This window comes from Idiomarina sp. Sol25 (genome assembly GCF_033052775.1).
In the GTDB taxonomy this organism is placed as follows: domain Bacteria; phylum Pseudomonadota; class Gammaproteobacteria; order Enterobacterales; family Alteromonadaceae; genus Idiomarina.
In genome coordinates, this window is record NZ_JAUPEW010000001.1 from 52,195 (window position 1) to 73,191 (window position 20,997).

The following is a 20,997-nucleotide window of genomic DNA, read 5'->3' on the forward strand; positions in this document are numbered from 1 at the left end:
TACTTTAACCGTACGCCTAGTCGTTAAATTGTCTACCGAAGAACGAGTCTTCCAGCCATTGTGGGCGCTTATCGGCATTGGCAATATCTTTGCCAATGGCAAAGTTAATGTCGGTAAAGCGCGCTCCAGCTTCGTAGTTAATGTCTAAGTTGAGTCCATCGCTGGGCTTATGATAGTGCTCAGCAAAAAACTTGCCCCAGACTTCGCCGCCGTCTTCACCTTCGGTACGTGAGGTAAATCCGGTCATCAAAAACACCGCCGGAATGCCTTTTTTAACCAAAGTGTAATGGTCTGAGCGTGTAAAAATAGCCTGCTCGGGCATAGGATCAGGGCTTTGCGTTGTATCGAACTGCTCAGCAGCCTTGCTAACCGTCTCGCCTAAAGTTGAATGGGAAGCACCAAAGGCAATGACGTCGGCAAAATCATACAGCAGTACCGGCATATCCAGATTCACATTTGCTACGATGTTTTCTAATGGAACCGTCGGGTTATTCGCAAAGTAGTCTGCACCTAACAGGCCTTTTTCTTCTGCGGTGACAGACAAGAACATAATTGAACGGTCAAATTCTTGCTCTGACTCTACAAACAAACGCGCGGTTTCCAGCATAATAGAAACACCACTGGCATTATCCATAGCACCATTATTGATATTGTCTTCGCGGCTCATGTCTTTTACTACGCCAATATGATCGGAATGCGCTGTATAAACAACGTACTCGTCTTTCAGGGTTTCGTCAGAACCGGGCAATACAGCTGCGACGTTAGGGCTGGAAATTTCTTCGTGACGCGATTCGCGAGCCAGAGTGACTTCACCTTCCAGTTCAAACCCTTCAGGAGAGAAGTCAGGGTCTTCTTCGATTTTCTCGAAGATAGTGCTCAGTTCTGTCGGTGCACTGGCAAAGAGTTTTTCGGCGGGTTCATCATCAATATAGGCGGAACCTTTTAACTGTTGTTCTTCACCTTTAGGCAAACCATTAGGACCTAACCAGGTCATGCGTGGCGTTTTGGTGTAATAAACGCTGGTTTCGTATTTGCGAGTTTTTTCGCGCACCGGAGTGTGCAAAGTAATAATACCAACCGCACCTTTTTCCCGGGCAATATCATTTTTAATATTGGCTAAATGAGCGCCTTCTTCACTAGGCAAAAAGTCCGGACGACCGGTTAGCATCACAACAATTTTGCCTTCTACGTCAAGGCCGTTGTAGTCATCAAGACCAAATTCAGGAGCTTCCATACCATAGCCGACAAAAACTAATGGCGCAGTAATTTCATCTTTTTCTTCATAATGACTTGGGCCGGTAATGAATTGCTTAGGGAATTCAAATTCAACCACTTCGCCGTTATTTTCAAAGGTCATGCTAGCGCTGTTTTCTTTCAGCGTACTTTTACGAAAGGGCACACGCTGATAATAAGTGCCCTCGTCACCAGCAGGCTCAAGGCCTAACTGTTTGAACTCAGAAACAATGTAGTTAGAGGCAATTTCATGCTCGTTACTACCAGTTTCGCGACCTTTAAGGTCATCGTCTGCAAGAAACTCTAAATGAGCACGGATATTGGATTCTTCAGCACGGATTTCCGTCTTTTTTAGTTCGGGTTCTGATGCGCCACAAGCCGCTATCAGCAGGCTTAATGTGACGGGCAGAAGAATATGGGATGGCTTCATATCATGTCCTTGGTGTTTTTTATCATAATAGCCAAGCTAGTGTACCGCAGCAGGTAGCAGACAACCAGAGTGGATAATTGAAAGAGTGTTGCAAAACGTATCAGGATTTTGTAATGTTATATTATTACAATAGCGAGATGGCGTTAATCTGAAACAACGTTAACTGGAGTGGTTATGAAACTGAATGCGTTAACTCTTGCATTACTGGCAACAAGCACTGTTGCACAGGCGCAACAACAAGAAGAACATGAACACATAAATGACTATGAAGTCATTGTCATTAATGCAAGCCCGCTGGATAAGACGGCGCTTGAATCGGCGCAGCCTGTCAATATTATTTCTGGTGACGCGCTTAAGCAAAAGAATGCCCATAGTCTGGGAGAAACTCTGGCAATGGAGCCGGGTATTAACAATACCCATTTTGCGAATGTTGCTGGCAGCCCTATTATTCGGGGCCTCGGCGGGCCTCGAGTAAAGATCACCCAAAACGGACTTGATACTGGTGACGTATCTCGAGGTGGTCCCGACCATGCGGTCACAACAGAAACCAGTACCGCACAGCAAATTGAAGTACTAAGAGGCCCGGCAACACTGCTGTATGGCAGTGGAGCAATTGGCGGGGTCATTAATGTAGTCGATAACCGCATTCCTTCTGAGCCTGTGTACGGCATGCAGGGTAATGCGAATGTGTCAGCTTCTACCAATAACGACAACAAAGAGGGATCTTACGATTTGCAAGTAGGCAATGGTCGTTGGGCGCTTTATACCGACGCTTTTATTCGCCGTGCAAATGACTATGAGACACCGTCGTTTACGAATGACGAAGGTGAAACGGTGGATCACATTGATAACTCGTTTATTGATGCTCAGGGCGGCACTATTGGCGCCAGTTACCAGTTCGATGATGGCTTTTTCGGAGTGTCTTATCAGGGACTTTATCAAGAATACGGTATTCCTGGTCACGACCATGGCCATGGTGAGGAAGAAAGTGAGCATGAAGAAGAACATGGTCAAGAGGAAGATCATGACCATGTGGAAGCTGGTCCTTATGCTGATCTAGAGCAAGAACGTATTCAATTTGCAGGTCAATGGCGTAATCCTTTTAGTGGCTTTAATCGTGTGGATTTCCGCGCCGCCTTAACGGATTACCAGCATCAGGAAATTGAAGACAGCCTCGTCGCAACTCAATTTGAAAATGCGCAAAAAGAGATACGACTGATTGGTCAGCATAAAGAGATTGCTGGCTGGAAAGGCGCGGTTGGTTGGCAGTGGGACATCAGCGATAAATCTGCTTTTGGGGAAGAAGCCTTCACGCCGAACACGTCTCGTCGTACCCAAGGCTTGTTCTGGGTCGTAGAGCAGGAATTTGGATCTCATCACGTTGATTTAGGTGTTCGCCACGAACGTACATCGCTTTCCAGCGAAGAGCGCAAACTGGATACCTTTGACGCCACTTCGGCATCTGCCGGTTACCTCTATCATTTTAGTGACCACACATCGGTTTCATTCAACCTGAGTCATGCAGAAAGGGCGCCGGCTGCAAACGAAGTCTTTGCTAACGGTAATCACTTTGCAACCCGCACTTACGAGCTTGGCCTGGGTTATGAGCTGCATGAAGAAGAGCACGATGAATACCATATTGAGCCGAATGATGCTGCGATTACAACCGAAACATCAAACAATATTGATGCGGGATTCCATTACGAGAATGATCGTTTTCATGCAAATTTGAATGTGTTTTACAACCGCGTTGATGACTTCATCTACGATGATTTCATTGGCCTGAACAGTGAACAATTACATGGCGATGAAGGCCATGGCCACGAAGAGCATGCTCATGAAGAGGAGCATGCAGATGAACATGCTCATGAACACGGCGGTCTCGAAGTGGTTCAGTTTAAACAGATTGACGCCGAGCTTTATGGCTATGAACTTGAGTTAGACTGGAAATTTACAGAACAGTGGTCACTCCACGGCTTTAGCGATTACACTCGCGCAAAACAGCGTGATGGTGATGATTTGCCGCGAATTCCGGCTCAGCGTTTTGGTACTGAAGTGCGTTACCAGGCCGTTGGCTGGGACGGTGCTATCGGTTATACGCGCTATATGGAACAGGATAAAATAGGGCAGAATGAAACAGTTACTGACGCTTATGGCTTATTGAACGCCCGCGTCAACTTTTATCCTGAATGGTTAGCAAATTACGGTGCTACCCTTTACCTGAAAGGTGAAAACCTGACGGATCAGTTAGGCTTTGTTCACAGCTCCTTTATAAAAGATGATGCGCCTGTTATGGGTCGTCGTTTTCAGGCTGGCGTTTCTATTAGCTTTTAATTGAACTGTCTTTTCGGAAAATAACGCTATCGTCGTAATTCGACGGTAGCGTTTTCGTGTTATTTCACCGCAGCCAACCCATTTTTATTCCGAACTTTGTTAATATAGGTGGTAATAAACTCATCGTTGGATCTTGCATCATGCCTTTTCATTTTAATCGTCGTATCCAGGCGATTGCTGTTATTGTTTTTAGCTTTTTTAGTCTCTCTGTTTTTGCCGAAGAATTAACCATAGAGCGTTTATTTAGTGGTCCCAGTCTTACGGGTGAAACTCCCAAGTCGTTAAAATTTGCGCCCGGCGGGCAATACCTTTCATACTTAAAAGGCAGTAAGGAAGACCCGCAACGTTATGATCTCTGGTTATACGATATTGAAGCCGACAAGCATAAATTGTTAGTTTCAGCAGACCAGCTTGCCGCCGATGAGCTTGAATTGTCCGATGAAGAGAAAGCCCGCAGGGAGCGTCAACGCATTAGTGGCAATGGCATAATTGAGTACAGCTGGTCAGCAAAAGGGGACGCGCTGCTTTTTCCCTATAACGGTGATGTTTTTTATTACCGGACTGATGAAGAAAAAGTGACTCAGCTGACAAAGACGGATGCTTTTGAAACTGACGTTAAGTTCTCGCCAAAAAGCGGCTATGTGTCTTTTGTCCGGGAACAGAACTTGTACTTTATTGATCTTGCCAATGGCGAAGAACACGCGGTTACAAGCGAAGGCGGTAACACGCTTAAGTTTGGCATGGCGGAGTTTGTTGCACAGGAAGAAATGAAGCGCATGACAGGTTACTGGTGGGCTCCGGATGAGTCGGCTATCGCGCTGACTAAAGTCGATGAAAGCCCGGTGCCTCTGGCCACCCGTAGCGAGATATACGCAGACCGAATTGAAACCATACAACAACGTTATCCGTTCGCCGGAAGTGACAATGTTGAGATTGACCTGGGTGTATATAAAATTGCCGACAAGCAGACCAATTGGTTGCAGCTGGATAAGAAAAGTGATGGTTATTTGGCCCGGGTGAAATGGGTTGGTGACAGCAATCGTTTGAGTTACCAATGGCAGAGCCGGAATCAGCAGGCCTTGACGCTTTGGCTTTATAATAGAGCAAGCGAAACTCAGCGCGAGTTATTAACGGAGACCTCGGACAGCTGGCTGAACCTGCACGATGACTTGTATTTCTTAAATGATAACAAACATTTCATTTGGGCATCTGAACGAAGTGGTTTCAAACACCTTTATTTATATCGCCTGGATGGGTCATTAATTCGTCAATTGAGTGCCGGCGACTGGCAGGTTGATGAACTGGAAGCGATTGATGAAAGTACTGGTACACTGTATTTTACCGCTCGGAAAAAGTCACCTCTGGAATCTCACCTGTATCGTACTCAGCTAAATGCCAGTTCTGCGGCTAATCCTACGCGCATTACTGCACGCGAAGGCATGCACAATATTAAATTTGACACCGATGCACGCTCGTATCTGGATACCTACTCATCGTCTCAGCAGCCTAAACAAGTGAGTTTACACGGTCCTACAGGGAATCATCTGGTGTGGCTGGCTGAAAACAAAGTGACTGGAGAGCATGCACTCTCTCCTTATTTGAGAAACTGGCGTTACCCTGAATTTGGTGAACTGGAAGCTGAAGACGGTCAGACACTGTACTACAAAATGACCAAGCCAAAAGACTTTGATGCAGAAAAGCAGTATCCGGTTCTTGTGTATGTTTACGGTGGACCCGGCGCTCAGCGAGTAACGAAAAGCTGGGGTAGCGGTTTTGTTCAGTATATGGCTCAGCAGGGCTTTATCGTCTTTACTCTGGACAACCGGGGTTCGGCGAACCGGGGAAAACGCTTCGAGGCACCTATTTATAAAAACATGGGGAGCCCGGAAGTGGACGATCAGGTGGTGGGGGTTAAGTATTTAACCAGCCTGCCTTATGTCGATTCAAAGCGTATTGGTATATACGGTCACAGCTACGGTGGATATATGTCGTTGCTGGCTATGTTTAAAGCACCTGAATACTTTAAGGCCGGAGTAGCTGGCGCACCGGTAACCGACTGGCGTCTATATGATACGCATTATACTGAACGTTTTATGGGCATGCCTAATGACGGCGATGCCTATGAAAACTCATCGGTTTTTCCATACAGTAAGAACTTAAAAGGTGATTTACTGATTTATCATGGAATGGCCGATGACAATGTTTTGTTTACTCATAGCACAAAGCTCTACAAGCAATTACAGGATAACGCTCAGGCTTTTGAAATGATGAATTATCCGGGGAAAAAGCATTCTATTAACGGGCGTAATAAAAAAATTCATTTATATTCGATGATTGCTCAATTTTTTCAACAAACCATTGGCGAACAATAGGTTATAATATGTACATATCTTCCATGAACAAGGAGTGACTATGCGCTTTTTATCTCGCCGACTGGTTATGCCAAATGATTTGAACTTTGCCGGTTCGCTATTTGGTGGCCGTATTTTAGAATGGATTGACGAAGAAGCTTATATCTTTGCCAGTTGCCAGTTAGGGTCAAAAAGCCTGGTAACTAAGCATATTGGTGCTATTACCTTTGAAACCTCAGCGTTTCAGGGCGATGTCGTTGAATTTGGCTTGCAGGTGAAATCTGCGGGACGTACGTCTTTAGCTATCACTTGTCTGGTACGCAATAAGCACACCAAGCAAAACATTTGTTCAGCTGACGACATTGTGTTCGTACATATTGATCCGGAAACGCGCCAGCCAACGCCTCATGGCAAAACGAAAGAACAGTTAGACGACTTTTAAGAGCCGCCCGAAAGCGGCTCTACATTAACGGTTTTAGATGGGCGAACCCGGCGGTAACGGCTCGGGTTCGTACTGTTCGGGCCATTCCCCCTCGTTTAAAAATTTATCTAAATCTTTTGCTAATTGTTGTATTAGTAGTGAGTCGGACTTGGCAAGTTGCTGTTGTTGTTCAGCCAGCTCTGCTCGCATGACTAACCGGGTTTCTGCAGCCAGTCCCGAATTTTTTACTGCTCTTACTTCGGCGTTGATGGCCGTTGCCAGTAAGCGCTGCTGAACAGGGTCTTTCTTTGCGTTTTCCCAGTCGCTGAAAACAGTATTGAAAATTGCTGTCATCAGTCCGGCCGGAGAAGGCACTCGGTCATTGTCCGCGTGTTGTTGTGCTAACCGGTTCAGACGCTGGCTGTTTAGCATCAAATTCAAACTGTGATCCGCGGCACTGGCAGCCATGCTGACGGTATCGGGGATTAGCCCTGTTTTACCACTGAAGTTTTCGCGGGACGGGCTTTCACCGTAAGCTGGCGGCACCAGCCATTGTTGAATATGTGAGGGTACGCGCAAAGTATCTGCCTGAATGGTTTTTAATAACTGCTTCAGAGCAGTTTGTTGTCTGGCAGCACCTACTGGCTGGTAGTCGTCTGTAGATTCGTCAGCCATATAATAATGGTAATTAACACCACCCAGACGTTTTACTGCCGCTTCGGTCTGGTAGCGGTGCAGCAAGTAAATAGGTACAAAAGTCGATTGCAACTGGCTTAATGGCTGATCGCCGTTCAGCATGTCTTTGCTGAAGTTATCCAACACTTGCTGACGCACGGAAAGCAGTCGCTCAAGCTCGGTAACAGGGTCACCGCCGTTATCCCATAAATGTGCCTGAGGGTGAGCACCACCGGCAGGGCGTGCGTCTCTGTCGGAAATAAAGCTCAGGTTGAGTGTTTTATTTTTGTCCAGAATACGGGCGAGTTGCTCGTCAGACGACGGCATACCGCCAAAGTCACTGTACCCATAAGCCAGAACTTGCTTATCCCATATTCCTAGGCCTTCTGTGTAAGCGTTGCTCAAGCTTAAACTGCCATTGGTTGTCAGGTTTACCAGCGGGTGAGGATAGTCCATAACGGAAGCCCTGTCTGACGCGCTGGCAGCAAAGTTATGAGCAATGCCTAAGGTATGGCCTATCTCGTGCGCACTTAATTGGCGAATACGAGCCAGAGCCATATTTTTAACCGCGCTTTTAAGTTCTCTGGGGTTTTCGATAAAAGGGGTCAATAAGCCTTCGGCTATTTTCATATCTTGGCGGACACGCAGTGACCCAAGGGTGACATGACCTTTAATGATTTCGCCGGTACGAGGGTCTATTACCGATGAGCCGTAAGACCAACCTCGAGTTGCACGGTGAACCCACTGAATGACGTTGTAGCGCACATCCATAGGGTCAGCATCGTCGGGCAGAACTTTTACCTGAAAAGCATTTTCGTAACCCAAGGCTTCAAAGCCCCGAGCCCACCAGCGGGCACCTTCAAGCAGTGCTGTTTTGACAGGTTCCGGAGCACCCGGATCAAGATAATAAACAATAGGTTCACGCGCCTCACTTTGTGAGGCAATAGGGTCTTTCTTATTCAACCGGTGGCGTGGGATATATTGAACTGTCATCGATTCGCCAAGAGGTGCGGCGTAGTCTTTAAAACTGTGAGCCCAGAAACCACTGTTTGGATGAAATTTCCGGGGGTGGTATCCGGCGTCAGGTAACTTTATAAAAGAATGATGGAGGTGCAAAGAAAGCGCATCGGCGTTGGCTGCAACCTGATTGACCCACTGCCCTTTTCCTTCGCCGACAAAAGTGACTTTTGCTTCCAGTTCCGTATTTTCTGAAAAGGCTTTGCTGCGTTCAGGGTAAATCACTGAGCGGCTTGTATCAGCCTTAAACTGTCCTTGCTCGGTCTGCTGTAAGCGCTTACTAACACCGTGTACATCGCTCAACAAGTAAGGGGTGTAGTCTATTAATACACGTTCGTTGTTGCTGGCAACAACGTCAAAACCATAAAGCACGGCGTCGGCAAACGCTTGATCGACACTACTGCGTTCAGCCTGATTCCTGGTTTGTGCACGAAACTCGGTGTTGTGTTGAACCAGTAACGTCTTATTTCCCTCAACATGAAATGAGGCTAACCGAGTTTCCCCCAGTTGACCGCGGTCCAGCCCGACATCATTAGAACCTAAGCCCCAGGGAAGACTGGTTTGAAAAATAAACTGTGATCCTTGTCTGGGCACTTCCAGATAAAACTTTGCACTCGCTTCATCGTGGTAAAAGGTGAAAAAACCGGGGTGCTCCTGAAATGACGAGGTGAACTGGTCAATACTGGAAACTTCGGTTTTTGCCTGAGCCGTTACCGATATTAGCAAAGCGAGTAACAGCAGGGCTTTTGAAAGAAAGCTTTGCATTTTATTGTCCTAATTGTTCGGCAGTTTCTTCTAAAACTTGCGTCGTCCATTGTTCGATACGTTCATCTGATAGCTCATATTGGGAGTCTTCATCTAGTGATAAACCGACGAACTGAGTGTTATCTGCGGTTAACGCTTTGGAAGCAGCAAATTCGTACCCCTGATTTGGCCAAAAACCAATGCGCTTGCAGCCGTGGTTGGCTATGGCATCGTGCAGCATGCCCAGAGCGTCCTGGAACCAATCGGTATAACCTTCCTGATCGCCCATGCCAAAAAGCGCAACAATTTTACCGTTCAGGTTCACATCATTTATGTCGTCCCAATGGCTTTCCCAGTCTTCCTGAAGTTCGCCAAAGTCCCAGGTGGAAATGCCGAAAATAAGAATATCAAATTGCTCAGCTTCTTTTAGCGGGGTATTTTTTATATCAAACAGCTGGACGATGTCCTCGCCGATGGCTTGCTGAATTTTTTCTGCAGCAATTTCGGTATAGCAAGTGGTAGAGCCGTAAAACAAGCCAATTTCCAGGGACATAATAACTACCTCTGTCATAGGTTGAGTCTGTGATGCGGATGCATTGTAACAAAAAGACCGTTAGAATGAGTGCCTTTGTTTTTCAACGGGAAACTGCAGATGGGAACTCGTACGGACTTTGATCAATTAGTGGAACAACTTGAAACCGTATTCGATGATGCGGTGGTTTCCGGGACAGATGATGAGTTATTTGCCTGCGGGTATTTGCGCGGGCATTTCGACTTAGTCGTTGCGCAACTGGAAATGGCTGGTGAGACTCAACCGGAGAAGATCATGCCGGCTTTGCGTGAGGCAGTTCACAAAACGCGACATGAGTTGTCTCCGGCGGACCAGGCTCACATTAACAATGTACTGGACAAATTAGCTCTCAAAGCGACTGACGGAGATACGGCATAAAGCATCCTGAGTTAACGGCACTAACTCTCCGGTTAACTGACAGGCTAGCACTTCTGCCAGAATAGGAGCAGAAGTGAAGCCTCGTGACCCCAGCGCTGTAATAACATATAAATCTTCGGCAACCGCTCCGGTAACAGGCTGGTGATCGGGGCTGGTCGCCCGTACCGAGACCCTTTGGGATGTTAAGTGCAGAGACTCAGCCCATGGTTGTTTCGCGTTTTCAGCCAGTTGTTTCAGGTTTTCTTCATCATCCTTAGTGGTTGGCTCTAAATCCTCTCTATCGCGATTAAAGGTTGCGCCAACACAATGATGCTTGCCATCTTCCGGAACTAAATAGCCTTTAAAGCATAAAACCGTTTTCAGCGAAGACAATAACGGTGTTGTTTGCACCAGACTGACTTGTCCGCGAACCGGTTGTATTGGCAGCGGTTTGACGCTTTCCGGCAATAACGAATTGATGTGATGACCCGCGGCAATGAGAACCCGCTCAGCGATCAGCACACTTTCGTCCTTTAGTGATATCTGCCAACTGCCATTTTCAGTTTTCTCCAGAGCCGTAGCTTCGCCTTCAACAAGTTCAATTTTTGCGACTTCCAAAAGGCTTTTGACCACAGCCGCCGGCCGTAACCATCCGGCTTTAGGGTAGTGCAGCGCTGGAACTGCCAGTGGAACCCCGGCTTCTTGTTCTGCCTCCGGCTGAGGTAAATAGCGTACCGTGTCTGTCGCGTAAAGGTTATCGGCTATACGCTGGTAACGCTTAGCTCTGTCATCGTTAAAGGCCGGTTGCATAACGCCGACAGGAAACCAGTGGTCTGCACAAAAGTTACGGTAGAAGCTGGTGGCTGTGGAGAACGCCTGCCAGTAAAAACGACTGAGCGGCGTATGCTCGGCGTGTAACAGAGGATAAACTGCTCCCTGAGGGTTTCCGGATGCACCGTCAGCAGTACCGGTATTAATAACTCTGACGTTCACGCCTCTTTGTTTCAGTGCAAGGGCGGAACACGCTGCACTGATGCCGCCGCCAATAATGGTAACATCACGCCTGTCGTAATATTTTTGACAAACTTCGGCGCTATGATAGTGACCACAAAGCATTTCTCGTTTGCGGCCAAAGCCCGCTACTTTTTGAACCTCGAATCCGCTTTGCTGTAGTGCTCTTTTGACACTGCCGGCAGCGGTAAAGGTAGCAAAGGTTGTCCCGCTGTGTGCGGTTTGCTTCATGGCATCAAAAAGTGCTGGCTGCCACATTTCCGGGTTCTTTGCTGGAGCAAAACCGTCGAGAAACCAGGTGTCAATTTGTTGCTGTGCCTGTGGAAGCCATTCTGGTATCAGCTCATTAAGGTCGCCTATCCACAGATCCAGAATGACCCTGCCCTGTGATAGTATAATGCGATGACAGCCGGGATCCGTTGCCGGGTAGTGCTCTAGAAACGACTGACTGAATTCCTCTATGGGTTCGAGCAATTGGTATGCTTGTTTAAGTTGCTGACGCGATAAAGGGAACTTTTCGAAACTGACAAAATGAAGACGTGTGTTGGCAGGTGCCTGCTCTAAAAAACGTTTCCAGGTCAGCAGAAAGTTTAACCCTGTACCAAACCCGGTTTCGGCTATGGTAAAGCTGTAATGAGCTGGTAGCGATAGCCAGCGTTCCGGTAATCCGTTTTGCGCCAGAAATACGTACTGACTTTCTTCAACACCGCTTTCGACAGAAAAATAAATATCATCGAAAGTAGTGGAAACGGGCACGCCTTGCTCGTTAAACTGAACAGATGAATTAGAATTCAAGCGGCTATCCCATGATTTATTGGTTGATGAACGCTATAATAACAACTTTACGAACAACAGTGGACAAAGCAGACCACATTCACACACGACGTTGGTAAGATATCGACGTAGAAATGTCAGACAGGATTAAAGAATGAGAAGAGCTGTTATCACCGGACTGGGTATTGTATCGAGTATCGGGAACAATCAAGAAGAAGTGCTGGAGTCATTACGCACCGGCAAGTCGGGTATTACCCGTTCAGAGTCTTTTGCGGAAATGGGACTTCGCTGCCAGGTTTGGGGAGCTGTTGATTTAAATCCTAAAGACCATATTGATCGCAAAGCGTTGCGCTTTATGGGTGATTCGGCAGCTTATGCTTACATAGCAATGGCTCAGGCTATCGAGGATTCAGGCTTAACCGAAGAGCAAGTCTCTCACCCGCGTACGGGGTTAGTTGTTGGTTCCGGTGGTGCTTCTGGCGAGCATCAGGTTGCTGCGGCTGATATTTTGCGTGAGCGTGGCGTGAAAAAAGTAGGTCCATACATGGTACCTCGTTGCATGGCTTCAACCACTTCGGCTTGCCTGGCAACGCCTTTTAAAATTAAAGGCGTTAATTATTCAATAAGCTCTGCTTGTGCAACCTCTGCGCATTGTATCGGCCATGCGCTGGAATTAATTCAGTTCGGTAAACAAGATCGCGTTTTTGCCGGCGGTGGTGAAGAGCTGCATTGGACGCTGGGCATGGAATTTGATGCCATGGGTGCATTAAGTACTAAGTACAATGATACGCCTGAAAAAGCGTCACGTACTTACGATCAGGGGCGTGATGGTTTTGTACCTGCTGGTGGCGGCGGTATTCTGGTTATTGAAGAACTGGAAGCAGCAAAAGCTCGTGGCGCCAAAATTTACGGTGAAATTGTTGGTTACGGTGCGACGTCAGATGGCTACGATATGGTTGCCCCATCGGGTGAAGGTGCCGTCCGCTGCATGAAAATGGCAATGGAAACGGTAGATACGCCAGTCGATTATTTGAATACGCATGGTACCAGTACACCAGTTGGTGACGTTAAAGAGTTAGAAGCCATTCGTGAGGTTTTCCCAGAGAAAACGCCAATGATTAGTGCGACAAAAGCAATGACAGGCCATGCTCTGGGCGCAGCTGGTGTGCACGAAGCTATTTACTCGCTGCTTATGCTTAAGAATGGGTTTGTAACACCCTCAATCAATATTGAAGAGCTGGATGAAAAAGCCGACGGCATGAACATCATTAGACAGACAACTGAAGCACCGCTGCGAACGGTTATGTCTAATAGCTTTGGCTTCGGTGGTACAAACGCGTCGTTAGTGATGCGCCAATACTCTGAATAATCGACAAGATCGGTTATTTCGATGAAAATCGTTGCCGATCAGAATATTCCCGCACTTTCCGACTTATTGTCGGATGCGGGAACTCTTTCCTACTTTTCTGAACGAATCCCCCCGCAGAAACTGTTAGCAGAAGCTGACGCTTTACTCGTGCGTTCTGTGACTCAAGTTGATAGAGCACTCTTAGAACGAGCTCCTAAACTTAAATTTGTTGCGTCCGCAACCATTGGCACTGAGCATATAGATATTCAGGCTTTAAAAGAGCGGAGGATTGGGTTTGCCCACGCGCCGGGGGCGAATGCGCAATCGGTTGGTGAGTATGTATTGTGCGCGGTGCTCAATTGGTTAAGTGGCAAACCCCAATATGTAGCTGACGAAATCGATGTTGCTATTGTCGGTGCCGGGCATACGGGAAAAGCCGCGGGAAAGAGGCTGGAAGCTCTGGGACTCAATGTTCATTATTATGATCCGCCCTTGTGTAAAAAAGGCGTTAAGTTTGTGCATGACCATTGGCAGCGTGTACTAACGGCCGATATTATCTCCTGCCATGTCCCCTTGACGCGGGACGGCGATTTCCCGACTCAGCATTTGTTTGAAAATACGGCATTGCAGTCACTGCATTCGCAGCAGTTATTAATTAACGCCAGCCGGGGGGCTGTTATCGATAACAACGCTTTACTGGAGCGAGTCGAGCAGGGTGAGCGCCCATCGCTGGTGCTGGATGTATGGGAGAATGAACCCGAAGTATTGTCAGGTTTAGTGCCTTACGTTGATATCGCAACTCCGCACATTGCCGGCCACAGTCTGGAAGGTAAAGTTGGCGGGGCGGTAATGATTTCAAATGCACTGCTGGAACACTTTGGCAGGCCATTCAGTAAGACTTTATCTGATGTGTTGCCCGCGGTCGTCTGGAATCCTCGTAACGCTAGTGAGTTGGACTTACCGGAAAACCTTAACTTGTGGGCAAAAGAACACTTCGACTTGTTCCGGGACGATGAGCTTTTTCGGCAACGGGCCCTCACTACCGACGGTTTTGACAGTTTGCGGCGCAACTATCGCAAAGAAAGCCCGCGCAGAGAGTTCATTAATCAGGTCGTTACATGCCATAATAGAGAGCAATATATACAGTTTTTACAGTTGGGCTTCGATGCCCGACTATTGTCTAAGTAAGGAGTCAGCATGTCACATGGGTTTCGCGTTGCCGTATTAGGTGCAACAGGTTTAGTAGGTAAGCAAATGATAGAAATCTTAGCTGAGCGAAAATTCCCAGTGGCAGAACTTTTTCCATTAGCAAGTACTCGCTCTGCTGGCGCAACAATCGACTTTAATGTCGAGGAAATAGAAGTGTTAGATGCTGGTGAGTTCGACTGGTCTAATGCTGATATCGCATTCTTTTCCGCTGGTGGCTCAATTTCACGGGAGTTTGCTCCAAAAGCTGCTGAAGCCGGCTGTGTTGTTATTGATAATACTTCTGAATATCGCTATGAACCGGATATTCCTTTGGTGGTGCCGGAGGTGAATGCCTGGGCTTTAGCTGATTTCAGGAACCGTAATATTATTGCCAATCCGAATTGCTCCACTATTCAAATGATGGTGGCACTTAAGCCTATTCATGATGCGGTTGGTATTGAACGCATTAATGTCAGTACCTATCAGTCGGTATCCGGCGCTGGTAAAGATGCGATGGAAGAGCTGGCGAAGCAAACTGCAGAACTATTAAATGGAAAGCAGCCGACGGTCGCGAACTTTAGTCGACAAATTGCTTTCAACTGTATTCCTCAAATAGACGTTTTCCAGGAGAACGACTACACCAAAGAAGAAATGAAAATGGTGTGGGAAACTCAAAAGATATTTAATGACCCCAGTATTCGGGTGAATCCTACGGCGGTCAGGGTTCCTGTGTTTTTCGGGCACGCAGAAGCTATTCATATTGAAACGCGTCAGCCAATTACAGCTGAGCATGCAAAGCAGCTGTTAAGTGAAGCCCCTGGTGTTACCTTAATGGAGCAGCGCGAGGAATTTCCAACTCAAGTGGGGGATGCCGCTGGCAATGACGATGTCTTTGTCGGACGGGTACGGGAAGATATCAGCCATCCTAACGGACTTAACCTGTGGGTTGTATCGGACAACATACGCAAAGGTGCGGCGACCAACAGCATACAAATTGCGGAAACTTTAATTCGTGATTACTGGTAATTTAAGCCGCTGTATGTCATAAAGTTTTTTTAACGAACGCCGTTAAAGATAAGAGCAAAGCGCGGGCAGAGACTGAAGGATGAGAAAAACCAAGATAGTGCAGGTACTGAGATATTTCTCGCTGGCAACCATGTTGTTGTCCGGCAGCGTCACTGTCGCTGCCGCAGGTTGGCAGGATGGTGTCGTTATAAAAGGCGAGAAGGGTTCAGAAGCAACCGATGTCCGTATTGGTCAGGAGCGCTATGGGCCTATCAACAGCAACGACACGCTGTGGGATATTGCGCAACGCTATAAGCCCCACTCAAGTGTGACTCAGTATCAAACTATGGTGGCTATTGTACAGGCGAACGACGAGGCCTTCGTCGATGGCAATATGAACCGAATGCTCGACGGTTTTTATCTGCGCATTCCCTCTTTACAAGAAATTAAAATGGTTAACCCCGAAGCTGCGCGCCGGCAAGTCGTGGTTGATGGTCAGTTAAAAACTAAGTCTCAACAACTTTCGCAAGCTCGGCAGGACACTCAGGAAACTCGTGCGGAACAGCAGGAATTACTTGAACAGGCTCGGGAGAAAGCTGAACAAACGATTCAGGAAGTTGAACAGCGACAGGAACAGAATTTTCAGGAGCTGCGCTCTGATATGCAGCAGTCCATGCAGGCGGTTGAACGCATGTATGAGGAGAATAAGTCTTTACAGGAGCGCATCGACGCACTAGCGTCGCGCTTAGATGAGCTCACCAACAATGTAAGCAAAACCGATGAGCTGGAAGTTCAGTTTCAACAGGTATTAGCTCAACAGCGAGAACTGCTTGAACAGCAAGCCCGGGAAGAAATAGAGGAGGAGTCCGGTTTTTCTGACTGGTTGCAAAGTCCTCTGAATATGTTGCTTGTATCGGTATTACCGGCACTGCTCATTATCGGTCTTATTGTTTTCTTCTTTTTACGCCGTTCAACAAGACCGTCAGAGGAAGATGAAGAGGCGGAAGAGAAGACCAGCAAAGAGCTTACTGAAGAAGAAGCTGCCGCGGAACTTGATAAAGAATTGTTGGGTGATGCGCCTAACGACAGTACGGATGGCTTATTCGATATTGACGGTGAAGAAAGCTCTGACGATGAAGGTGACGACTTAAGTGCATTAGAAGCCGAGTTAACCGGCAATTCGGGTGAACCGGAAGCCGCTGATTTGAGCGTTCGTCTTGATGATGAAAAAGACGACAGTAAAGCTGATGCCAAAAAGGAAAAGCCGAAACCGGCAGCCGAAGCTGAACCTGAACCTGAACCTGATGTAGAGGATAATCCTGCTGTAGAAGACGATTTAGATGATGATGATGAGGCTGTACTGCCGGATGAAGAAGACGAAGAATCTGGTGAATTGTCTCAGGATGAACTGGACCGTTTGTTTGGCGAAGCCGACGATGATGATGAACAGGCCATAGACCTTTCCGTAGATGATGAAGAAGAGTCTCCGGAGTCATCAAGTGCAGAAGCTGATGAGCCTGACTCAGAAGATAATGAGCAAAAAGACCAAGCAACGGAAGACGAGTCTGCGGTAGCGGACGCCGATGATATAGATGACATTTTGTCCGATAATGCGCCTTCAGAAGCCCCTGAAGAAGCTGACAGCAATGATGAGCCTGCGGCTGATGAAACTCCGGACGAAGGTGAAGGCGAGTCTGATGAAGAAAATGATGATTTGCTGCCGGATGATTTTGACGACAGCGAAGTTGATGATGTTCTCGCTGAATTAGGTCTTTCGGAAAGCCAGGACGACGAGTCGGAAAGCGATGAAGTTAAAAGCATAGAAACAGACAGCTCCGAAGCAGAAGGTGAACAAGAAGCTGATGAGGCTAAACCAGAAGAGACTCCCGAACCGGAAGAAAACGAGCTAACGCCGCAGGAAGAAAATCAGTCTGCAGAAGAAAACTCCGAAGAGGATAATCTTGAACAGTTGCTGCAAGAGTCGGATGAGCTGACGCAGTCGCTAGACGAACTGGATGACCTTGAAGAAGAAGTTCCCGACGACGATGCGGAACTTGATCAGGCCGAAGACGAAGCAGACAAAGACTTAGAGTCACTCTTTGGCGGTACCGATAACGCGGATAACACTGCCGATAAAGATGAGCCGGTTGCGGAAAAAGATGAAACCGAGAGCGCTACCGACGATGATGAATTTGTGGATATTGACTCCTTAATGGCGGACGCCGATGAGGAAGATGAAGACAGTGACCGCTATCAGTCCTCGGCAGTAAAAGACGTTTTACCGGATGATAAATCAGGAGATGCAGAAGGTGCTCCACAAGATGATGATCCGGCGGGTCAGCTCGACTTGGCCAGAGCCTATATTGAAATGGGCGAAGAGGACGAAGCGCGGGAGATTCTTCAGCAATTAGCAGAAGGTGATGATGAAGCGCTGGCAAATGAAGCTAAGACGCTGCAACAAAAATTAGATTCGTAGGATAAAGTAGTATGCGAATGGCCTTATGCCTTGAATACGACGGCAGTCGTTATTATGGATGGCAACGACAACGTGAAGTAGCCAGTGTTCAACAGTGTGTTGAAGAGGCTTTGAGTAAAATAGCCAATGCTCCTGTTGCGGTGACCTGCGCAGGCAGAACGGATGCCGGCGTTCACGCTACCGCGCAGATAGTGCATTTTGATGTCCCGGTACCAAGAGCTGATGTTGCCTGGACGTTAGGAGTAAACAGTAATTTGCCCGCTGGCATTGCTGTGCGCTGGGCGCGGGAGGTTGACAGCGAATTCAGTGCTCGTTTTAGCGCTACCTCACGACGTTACCGTTATATTATTGCCAATACCAGATTCCGTCCGGGTATCCATTCGGCTGGAGTCAGTCATTATCATCAACCGCTTGATGCTGAGGTTATGCAAGAAGCTGCTCAGGCGCTCATCGGTGAACACGACTTCACTGCTTTCCGGGCATCTCACTGCCAGTCGCATACGCCGTTTCGTAAGGTTTCCGGCTTAACGGTTGAACGCCGCGGTGACTATATTATCGTGGATATTTCGGCGAATGCGTTTTTACACCATATGGTGCGCAATATCGTCGGTAGTTTGATTGTCGTTGGTCAGCATTTGCAGCCACCGGAGTGGATTGGTGAACTGCTAAGACAAAAAGACCGCACCAAGGCCGCAGCTACAGCGAAACCGGGTGGGCTTTATCTGGTGGCAGTAACTTACCCGGAACACTATAATATACCCGATGCTCCACTGGGGCCTTTATGGCTAGGCGATTAAGAGTCACTGTTATGACCTCTTTGCTTGACCCATTTGTGGTACCATGTAAGCTACATCAAATTGACTAATAACAGCCTTTGGGCGGAATAGTATGAGCTGGATAGAAAGAATTCTTGCGAAGCCAAAAATTAACAAACGACGTGGTGTTCCAGAGGGCGTGTGGAGTAAGTGCACGGCCTGTGACAATATTATTTATAAGGCTGACTTAGAGCGCAGCCTTAATGTTTGCCCTAAGTGCGATCACCACATGCGGGTTACCGGGCGTAGTCGGTTAGACATTTTTCTGGATAAAGATAATCGCGAAGAAATAGGCACAGATTTAGAGCCAAAAGATGTGCTGCGCTTTAAAGATTCAAAAAAATACAAAGACCGTATTGCAGCCGCACAAAAAAGCACGGGCGAGAACGACGCCTTAATTGCCGAGAAGGGTACCGTAAAAGGTGTTCCTTTAGTCGCGGTTGCCTTTGACTTTAACTTTATGGGCGGCTCCATGGCATCGGTCGTAGGGGCTAAGTTTGTACTGGCTGCCGAAGTTTGCCTTAAGCATCGTATTCCGCTGGTCTGTTTCTCTGCCTCCGGCGGTGCTCGTATGCAGGAAGCGCTGATGTCGTTAATGCAAATGGCTAAGACCTCTGCGGCTTTAGCCCGTATGAGCGAAGAAGGTCTGCCGTTCATCTCGATACTAACCGACCCGACCATGGGTGGTGTTTCTGCGAGTCTGGCAATGTTGGGCGATATTCATATTGCTGAACCTAAAGCACTCATCGGTTTTGCCGGGCCACGAGTTATTGAACAAACGGTTCGTCAGACTTTACCGGAAGGCTTTCAACGTGCTGAGTTCTTGCTGGAACATGGGGCCATAGATATGATTACCGACCGTCGTGATATGCGCGACACCGTTGCCCGTTTGCTAGCAAAAATGCAAAACTTACCCTCTACCGAGGCTACGGAAGTAAGCGTAAACGAGTAATGGCCGAAATATCTTTATCAGCTCCTGCGGTGACAGCCCCACTGCAGGAGTGGCTGTCCTATCTGGAAAATCTTCACTCGAAAAATATCGATATGGGTCTGGCGCGTGCAGCCAAAGTGGCCGCTAATGCTGGCGTATTAAAGCCCGCACCTTTAGTCATCACGGTTAGCGGAACCAATGGTAAAGGCTCAACAGTTTGTTATCTGGAAACGATTCTGCAGGCGGCAGGCTACACGACTGGCGTTTATACCTCACCGCATATTACTGAATACCGCGAACGAGTTCGGGTTAATGCGCAAGAATTGCCGGACTCCGAACACGTTAATGCCTTTCATGCTATTGAGCAGGCTCGTAACAATACGTCATTAACTTATTTTGAGTTCGGTACTTTAGCCGCGCTTTGGTTGATGGGTCGCCAGTCTCCGGATGTCGCTATTCTTGAGGTGGGTCTCGGTGGGCGATTAGACGCAGTTAACTGTGTTGACACAGACGTGGCGGTGGTCACCAGCATCGGCATCGATCACATTGCTTTTCTCGGAAATAATCGTGAGCACATAGGGTATGAAAAAGCCGGTATTGCCAGAGCGGGTAAACCATTAATTTGCGGTGAAGCAAATCCAACGGCCAGTATTGCAGAAAGCGCGGAGCGTATAGGAGCTAAGCTTTATCAAGTCGGGCGTGACTTTCATCGTACCGAATATAAAGGAAGCTGGAGTTATCGCAGTCAGAACACCCAATTGAATGACTTACCGTTACCCAAACTGCCTCTGATCAATGCATCAACAGCCATTGCGGCTATCGAACAATTGCCGTTACCCGTCAGCTTATCGGCTATTCGAGAAGGTATCACTAGGGCAAGTCTGCCCGGGCGAATGCAATCTCATAACGTTGATGATATTGAAGTCTTGCTGGATGTTGCGCATAACCCGCAGGCGGCAGTTTATGCCAGTCGTTATTTACGTAAGTTTTATCCCGGGCATAAGGTTTTTGCTGTAGTTGGTATGTTAAGTGATAAAGACCATGCCGGTGTTGCTAACGCATTGAGTTCTCAGACTTCTGGCTGGTATCTTGGCTCGCTGTCGGAGCCGCGTGGTGAAACAGCGGATAACTTGGTGACCAGTGCTAAACTACCTACAGAATCCTGTTATTTGTTTAAATCTGTGGAACAGGCATTTGCTGCCGCTGTAACAGCAGCGCAGCAATGGCAAATGAATCATGGTAAGGCTCTGGTTTTCGGCTTCGGCTCGTTTTACACTGTAGCGAGAATTAACGCGTATCTAAAAGGAGCTTGAGCT

General features: G+C 47.5%; 15 protein-coding genes. 11 read left to right on the forward strand and 4 right to left on the reverse strand.

Annotated elements, in window-relative coordinates; translation table 11 throughout:
- Positions 1-16: 16 nt before the first annotated feature.
- Positions 17-1,663 (reverse strand): M28 family metallopeptidase, encoded by a 1,647-nt coding sequence (locus tag Q5L94_RS00230; RefSeq protein ID WP_317496512.1) that lies wholly within the window; start codon positions 1,661-1,663, stop codon positions 17-19.
- Positions 1,664-1,837: 174 nt separating this feature from the next.
- On the opposite strand from Q5L94_RS00230, the gene Q5L94_RS00235 reads away from it, so the two are divergent.
- From Q5L94_RS00235 to Q5L94_RS00245, 3 genes are all read left to right on the forward strand, one after another.
- Positions 1,838-3,997 carry a TonB-dependent receptor gene (locus Q5L94_RS00235; protein ID WP_317496513.1) on the forward strand — a complete coding sequence of 720 codons (2,160 nt, stop codon included), beginning with the start codon at positions 1,838-1,840 and terminating at the stop codon, positions 3,995-3,997.
- Positions 3,998-4,137: 140 nt separating this feature from the next.
- Complete coding sequence (locus tag Q5L94_RS00240; protein ID WP_317496514.1) at positions 4,138-6,369, forward strand: S9 family peptidase; 2,232 nt, start codon at positions 4,138-4,140, stop codon at positions 6,367-6,369.
- Between the two features lie 40 nt (positions 6,370-6,409).
- Positions 6,410-6,790 (forward strand): acyl-CoA thioesterase, encoded by a 381-nt coding sequence (locus tag Q5L94_RS00245; RefSeq protein ID WP_317496515.1) that lies wholly within the window; start codon positions 6,410-6,412, stop codon positions 6,788-6,790.
- A 33-nt stretch (positions 6,791-6,823) separates the two neighbouring features.
- Here the strand turns inward: Q5L94_RS00245 and Q5L94_RS00250 are convergent, their stop codons facing one another.
- The gene (locus Q5L94_RS00250) at positions 6,824-9,226 is read right to left on the reverse strand and encodes a zinc-dependent metalloprotease (protein WP_317496516.1); all 2,403 of its coding nucleotides are present in this window, start codon (positions 9,224-9,226) and stop codon (positions 6,824-6,826) included.
- A 1-nt stretch (position 9,227) separates the two neighbouring features.
- Positions 9,228-9,752 carry a flavodoxin FldB gene (fldB, locus tag Q5L94_RS00255; RefSeq protein WP_317497187.1) on the reverse strand — a complete coding sequence of 175 codons (525 nt, stop codon included), beginning with the start codon at positions 9,750-9,752 and terminating at the stop codon, positions 9,228-9,230.
- 105 nt (positions 9,753-9,857) lie between these two features.
- Here fldB and Q5L94_RS00260 point away from each other — a divergent pair, with 105 nt between their 5' ends.
- Entirely contained in the window at positions 9,858-10,154 is a 297-nt protein-coding gene (locus Q5L94_RS00260) for a YfcL family protein (RefSeq protein WP_317496517.1), read from the forward strand.
- On the opposite strand, the gene mnmC is transcribed toward Q5L94_RS00260, so the two are convergent.
- Entirely contained in the window at positions 10,119-11,939 is a 1,821-nt protein-coding gene (gene mnmC, locus Q5L94_RS00265; RefSeq protein WP_317496518.1) for a bifunctional tRNA (5-methylaminomethyl-2-thiouridine)(34)-methyltransferase MnmD/FAD-dependent 5-carboxymethylaminomethyl-2-thiouridine(34) oxidoreductase MnmC, read from the reverse strand. The two genes, Q5L94_RS00260 and mnmC, sit on opposite strands and share 36 nt — an antisense overlap.
- Positions 11,940-12,072: 133 nt before the next feature.
- Here mnmC and fabB point away from each other — a divergent pair, with 133 nt between their 5' ends.
- From fabB to folC, 7 genes are all read left to right on the forward strand, one after another.
- Positions 12,073-13,287, forward strand: coding sequence for a beta-ketoacyl-ACP synthase I (fabB, locus tag Q5L94_RS00270; RefSeq protein WP_317496519.1), 1,215 nt, complete (start codon positions 12,073-12,075; stop codon positions 13,285-13,287).
- A 21-nt stretch (positions 13,288-13,308) separates the two neighbouring features.
- The gene (locus Q5L94_RS00275) at positions 13,309-14,454 is read left to right on the forward strand and encodes a 4-phosphoerythronate dehydrogenase (protein ID WP_317496520.1); all 1,146 of its coding nucleotides are present in this window, start codon (positions 13,309-13,311) and stop codon (positions 14,452-14,454) included.
- Positions 14,455-14,463: 9 nt separating this feature from the next.
- Entirely contained in the window at positions 14,464-15,480 is a 1,017-nt protein-coding gene (locus Q5L94_RS00280) for an aspartate-semialdehyde dehydrogenase (protein WP_317496521.1), read from the forward strand.
- Between the two features lie 79 nt (positions 15,481-15,559).
- Positions 15,560-17,935 carry a FimV/HubP family polar landmark protein gene (locus Q5L94_RS00285; RefSeq protein WP_317496522.1) on the forward strand — a complete coding sequence of 792 codons (2,376 nt, stop codon included), beginning with the start codon at positions 15,560-15,562 and terminating at the stop codon, positions 17,933-17,935.
- Positions 17,936-17,946: 11 nt separating this feature from the next.
- Entirely contained in the window at positions 17,947-18,732 is a 786-nt protein-coding gene (gene truA / locus Q5L94_RS00290; RefSeq protein ID WP_317496523.1) for a tRNA pseudouridine(38-40) synthase TruA, read from the forward strand.
- Positions 18,733-18,823: 91 nt separating this feature from the next.
- Positions 18,824-19,702, forward strand: coding sequence for an acetyl-CoA carboxylase, carboxyltransferase subunit beta (gene accD / locus Q5L94_RS00295; RefSeq protein ID WP_317496524.1), 879 nt, complete (start codon positions 18,824-18,826; stop codon positions 19,700-19,702).
- Positions 19,702-20,994 (forward strand): bifunctional tetrahydrofolate synthase/dihydrofolate synthase, encoded by a 1,293-nt coding sequence (gene folC / locus Q5L94_RS00300; protein WP_317496525.1) that lies wholly within the window; start codon positions 19,702-19,704, stop codon positions 20,992-20,994. Before accD ends, folC begins: the two co-directional genes overlap by 1 nt.
- The last annotated feature ends 3 nt before the right edge of the window (positions 20,995-20,997 follow it).

Coding starts and splice junctions, on each gene's coding strand:
- Q5L94_RS00285 (WP_317496522.1), top strand. CDS start 15,560: ATGAGAAAAACCAAGATAGTGCAGGTACTGAGATATTTCTCGCTGGCA.
- folC (WP_317496525.1), top strand. CDS start 19,702: ATGGCCGAAATATCTTTATCAGCTCCTGCGGTGACAGCCCCACTGCAG.
- Q5L94_RS00260 (WP_317496517.1), top strand. CDS start 9,858: ATGGGAACTCGTACGGACTTTGATCAATTAGTGGAACAACTTGAAACC.
- Q5L94_RS00250 (WP_317496516.1), bottom strand. CDS start 9,226: ATGCAAAGCTTTCTTTCAAAAGCCCTGCTGTTACTCGCTTTGCTAATA.
- Q5L94_RS00240 (WP_317496514.1), top strand. CDS start 4,138: ATGCCTTTTCATTTTAATCGTCGTATCCAGGCGATTGCTGTTATTGTT.
- Q5L94_RS00235 (WP_317496513.1), top strand. CDS start 1,838: ATGAAACTGAATGCGTTAACTCTTGCATTACTGGCAACAAGCACTGTT.
- accD (WP_317496524.1), top strand. CDS start 18,824: ATGAGCTGGATAGAAAGAATTCTTGCGAAGCCAAAAATTAACAAACGA.
- truA (WP_317496523.1), top strand. CDS start 17,947: ATGCGAATGGCCTTATGCCTTGAATACGACGGCAGTCGTTATTATGGA.
- Q5L94_RS00275 (WP_317496520.1), top strand. CDS start 13,309: ATGAAAATCGTTGCCGATCAGAATATTCCCGCACTTTCCGACTTATTG.
- fabB (WP_317496519.1), top strand. CDS start 12,073: ATGAGAAGAGCTGTTATCACCGGACTGGGTATTGTATCGAGTATCGGG.
- Q5L94_RS00230 (WP_317496512.1), bottom strand. CDS start 1,663: ATGAAGCCATCCCATATTCTTCTGCCCGTCACATTAAGCCTGCTGATA.
- Q5L94_RS00280 (WP_317496521.1), top strand. CDS start 14,464: ATGTCACATGGGTTTCGCGTTGCCGTATTAGGTGCAACAGGTTTAGTA.
- Q5L94_RS00245 (WP_317496515.1), top strand. CDS start 6,410: ATGCGCTTTTTATCTCGCCGACTGGTTATGCCAAATGATTTGAACTTT.